Genomic DNA, 3896 nt, shown 5'->3' with positions numbered 1-3896 from the left:
GATACCCCCAATGCTTCAGGCAAAACAGCCGAGTCTGGCGCGTTTAATCGAGGGGAGGAAGCACCGAGGCGACGCTCGATCACCCGCTTGCAGTTGAGCTTGGTGACCTTTTCGCCCACCACATTGGACAGCAACTGCCACAGGGACGGGCCAATATGTTTGCGGAGGTAATGCGCTGAATAGCCGCAAGATTCGGCAATCTGGTCATAACTTTGCCGCTCGCCAGACCAAGCCGCTTGCAACAATGCCCGTTGAGCATCCCCGAGATGGCATCCCGTTTTTTCAAAGACGAGGGCATCGGTGAGATCTAGGATTTGGCGATCGCTCACAATGGCATCATTCAATCCACTTAACCAATCTGCTTAATGCTTCCTATCTTTAGAGAAATAGAAGAACGCTGAGGTGTTTCCTGATACCGTCTCCCCCTGAACCTGGCTGGTAAAACCTGGAACAAACCTAGACATTTGTAACAAGTCGTAACCTAACCCCTGGAATGTCCGGTATCGATCTCCTGGGCAGAACTGCTGATAATGCAGTCACTCGTGCTGCACAACGCAGACATTCTTGCTCAGAATCGCTCAGAGGTTGGCTTATGACTCACCATCGATATCCCTTAACCCGTCGGCAACTGCTCTATAGCTTGCTGGCCACCGGAGCGTTGGGCGTGACGTCCCAACTTGGCGCTTGTTCTCCCACCGCCCCCCCCTCTTCAGACACCAGTGAGGCTCCGCCCGCTGACGGCGAGGCAGAGCCCCTCGTGATGGGATTTATCTATGTTGGCCCCAAGGATGACTATGGCTGGAACCAAGCCCATGCGGAAGGTGCCGCTGGTGTTTCTCAACTCCCCGGCATCAAAGTGGTCGAAGAAGCCAGCGTCCCTGAAACCACAGCGGTGGCTGAAACGATGCGCGGCATGATTGTCCAGGATGGAGCCAAAGTCCTGTTTCCCACCTCCTTTGGCTACTTTGACCCCCATATTTTGGAACTGGCCGAGGAATTTCCGGAGGTGCAGTTTTTCCACTGCGGCACCCTCTACGAAGAGGGCAACCATCCTGCCAACGTCGGCAGCTATTTTGGCTTCATCGATCAGGCCTACTACATTGCGGGCATCGTGGCCGCCCACACCTCACAAACGAGCAAGCTCGGCTTTGTGATGGCCAAACCCATTCCCCGCATCGTCCGCACCCTCAATAGCTGGATGCTAGGGGCGCGCTCGGTCAACCCGGAGGCGACCACGCAGCTCATCATCACGGGGGAATGGACTGACTCGGTGAAAGAGGCAGAAGCCGTCAACAGCATGGTGGATCAGGGCATTGATGTGGTCACCTGCAATGTGGACAACGCCAAGGTGGTGATGGAAACCGCTGAAAAGCGTGGCATTTTTTGCAGTGGCAACGCCGTCAACCAGGCCGCTGTTGCCCCCAGTGGCTATTTGACGGGGGCTGAGTGGGATTGGACGGGGGTGTATTCCAGCTATGCCCAGATGATCCAGGAGGGCAAAACCTTGATGAATGGTGAGATTCCCCATCTCTACTTGGGAGGGCTGAAGGATAACTTTGTGAAACTGTCTCCCTATGGAGCCGCCGTCAGCGATCAGGCTAAACAGGATGCCGAGGCCGCCAAAGCCAGCCTGCTAGACGGTTCGCTCATTGTCTACAAAGGTGAAATGAAAGATAACACCGGGAGGGTGGTCATTCCCAGCGGCACCGAATATCCAGATGGCACCCCAGAACTAGAAAAAATGGACTGGCTGGTGGAAGGGGTCATTGGACAAATCACAGCGTAGGTGGCTTTGATATGCCTCGTCATTGGCGTTCAATTTTAGAGGCCATCTGCATTCCAGTGGGGGCGATCGCCCTAGCGTTGGTGCTATTTGGTGGGTTCTGTGTGGTGCAAGGCTATTCGCCCCTGGCTGTCTATGCCTCTATTTATGAGGCTGCGTTTGCCTCTTGGTTTGCCTGGCAAACTACGCTGATTCGCGCGGCCCCGCTGATGTTGAGTGCCCTCTGTACGGTCTTACCCGCTCGGCTGGGGTTGATCATGATTGGGAATGAGGGGGCACTGGTGCTGGGGGGGCTATTTACAGCCGTTGTCGGGCTGAAGGTCGGGGGGCTTTCACCCAATCTGGGCTTGCTGCTGATGGCCCTCGCGGGGATGGGGGCGGGCGGGTTGTGGATCGCCATGATAGGTGCCCTGCGATATTACCGGGGGGTGAATGAAACCATCAGCAGTTTGCTTCTCAACTATGTGGCGATCGCCTTTCTCAACCACATGGTAGAAGGGCCCTGGCGCGATCCCAGTTCGCTCAACCAACCTTCCACCTATCCCCTGCCAGATCTCTTGTTGCTGGGGGATTTTCCCGGTTCCCGCGTGCACTACGGGCTGTTGTATGGGCTGGTGGTCTGTGCGATCGCCTATGTGTTGATCCAACGCACTACGTTTGGGTTTGCAGTGCGGGTTGTGGGTGGCAACATTCGAGCTGCCCAGATTATGGGGCTCGCCATCGGCAAATTAACGCTGATTATCTGCTTTTTGGCAGGTTCCTGCGCGGGACTGGCTGGCATGGTGGAGGTGGTCGCTGTCCATGGACGCGCCAATGGCAACTTACACAGCAACTATGGCTACACCGGGATCTTGGTAGCCTTTCTGGCTAAGCACAACCCTCTGGCGGTGGTGTTGGTTTCGATTTTGATCGGCGGTATTTTAGCCAGTGGCAGTTTGTTGCAACGCACCTACGGCATGCCCGACGCCACCGTCCTGGTTTTACAGGGCCTGATTTTTCTAGTCATTTTGTATAGCGAATCGTTGTATGGCAAATTTCGCTGGTTTCAGGAACCCAACTGGGTGGACGACGAGGCATCCTCTGCCGCTGTTTTGGAAAGCGTACAACCGCAGTGATGCCTTTAGTGATGTCTCCCGTGATACCTCCATGGTTTTTTGCCATCTAACTGCCCATTGCACTATGTTTCAGCCTGTAACACCCACGGAGAATGAACCATGACCCCAGATTCTCTTGGATGGTTGGGGGTGCCCCTGGCGATTTTGGGTGGGGTTTTGCGAGGCAGTGTCCCGTTTTTGCTGGTCAGCCTAGGCGAATGCCTGACGGAGAAAAGCGGCAAAATCAACCTGGGTTTAGAAGGCGCTCTGCTGATGGGAGCTATGAGTGCCTATGCGGCCTCGTTTCACAGCGGATCGCCCTGGGTGGGGGTGCTCGCAGCGGCGGGCGCGGGTGTCGTGATGGGCATGATCCATGCCTGGCTCGTACAACGCCCCAAGGTCAATGATATTTCTGTCGGTATCGCCATGATGTTGTTTGGGGGTGGGTGTGCGTTTTACCTGGGAAAACCCTATATCCAGCCGATTGCCCCCCAGCTTCCGGCCATTTCCCTGGGGGGCTGGAGTTCGCTGCCGCAGGTGCAGTCGGCGTTGCAACTGAGCCCGCTGCTGCTGCTGGGGTTGGCGATCGCCCCTCTGATGCAAGGATTTTTTACATCCACCCGCTGGGGCTTAATTGTGCGGGCGGTGGGGGAAAGCCCGGCGGCGGCCAGAGCGATGGGCATTCCGGTCAAACGCGTCCAGGCGCTGTGCATCATTCTGGGCAGCCTCCTGGCGGGCATAGCTGGGGCGCATCTCTCCCTCTATTTTCCGGGTAGCTGGAATGAAAATATCTCCAGCGGCCAAGGGCTGATTGCGGTGGCGCTGGTCATTTTTGCCCATTGGAAGCCGATGCAATGTCTCTATGCGGCACTGCTGTTTGGCGGAACTCAGGGCTTGGGGCCAGTGCTGCAATCCGTTGGGGTGGAGTCCTATTACTACGTCTTCAATGCGTTGCCCTATGTGCTCACCCTGACGGTGATGGTACTGACCTGTTCACCGCATCATGCTTCGGAGGGAGC

The 3896-nt window shown here is 56.2% G+C and carries 4 protein-coding genes; 3 read left to right on the top strand and 1 reads right to left on the bottom strand.

The features are described from left to right. Positions 1-344 (bottom strand): hypothetical protein (locus tag V6D20_13805; GenBank protein ID HEY9816854.1); only part of this gene is annotated, 344 nt, incomplete at its 3' end. A gap of 248 nt (positions 345-592) precedes the next feature. Between V6D20_13805 and V6D20_13800 the strand changes: the two genes are divergently transcribed. The 3 genes from V6D20_13800 to V6D20_13790 all read left to right on the top strand — a co-directional run. Beyond that, the gene (locus V6D20_13800; protein HEY9816853.1) at positions 593-1786 is read left to right on the top strand and encodes a BMP family ABC transporter substrate-binding protein; all 1194 of its coding nucleotides are present in this window, start codon (positions 593-595) and stop codon (positions 1784-1786) included. Between the two features lie 11 nt (positions 1787-1797). Further along, positions 1798-2898 (top strand): ABC transporter permease, encoded by a 1101-nt coding sequence (locus V6D20_13795; GenBank protein HEY9816852.1) that lies wholly within the window; start codon positions 1798-1800, stop codon positions 2896-2898. 99 nt (positions 2899-2997) lie between these two features. After that, positions 2998-3896: ABC transporter permease (locus V6D20_13790; protein ID HEY9816851.1), on the top strand; the 899-nt coding region annotated here is incomplete at its 3' end.

The organism is Candidatus Obscuribacterales bacterium (assembly GCA_036703605.1).
GTDB lineage: Bacteria > Cyanobacteriota > Cyanobacteriia > RECH01 > RECH01 > RECH01.
This window is presented reverse-complemented; position numbering and strand designations above follow the sequence as displayed.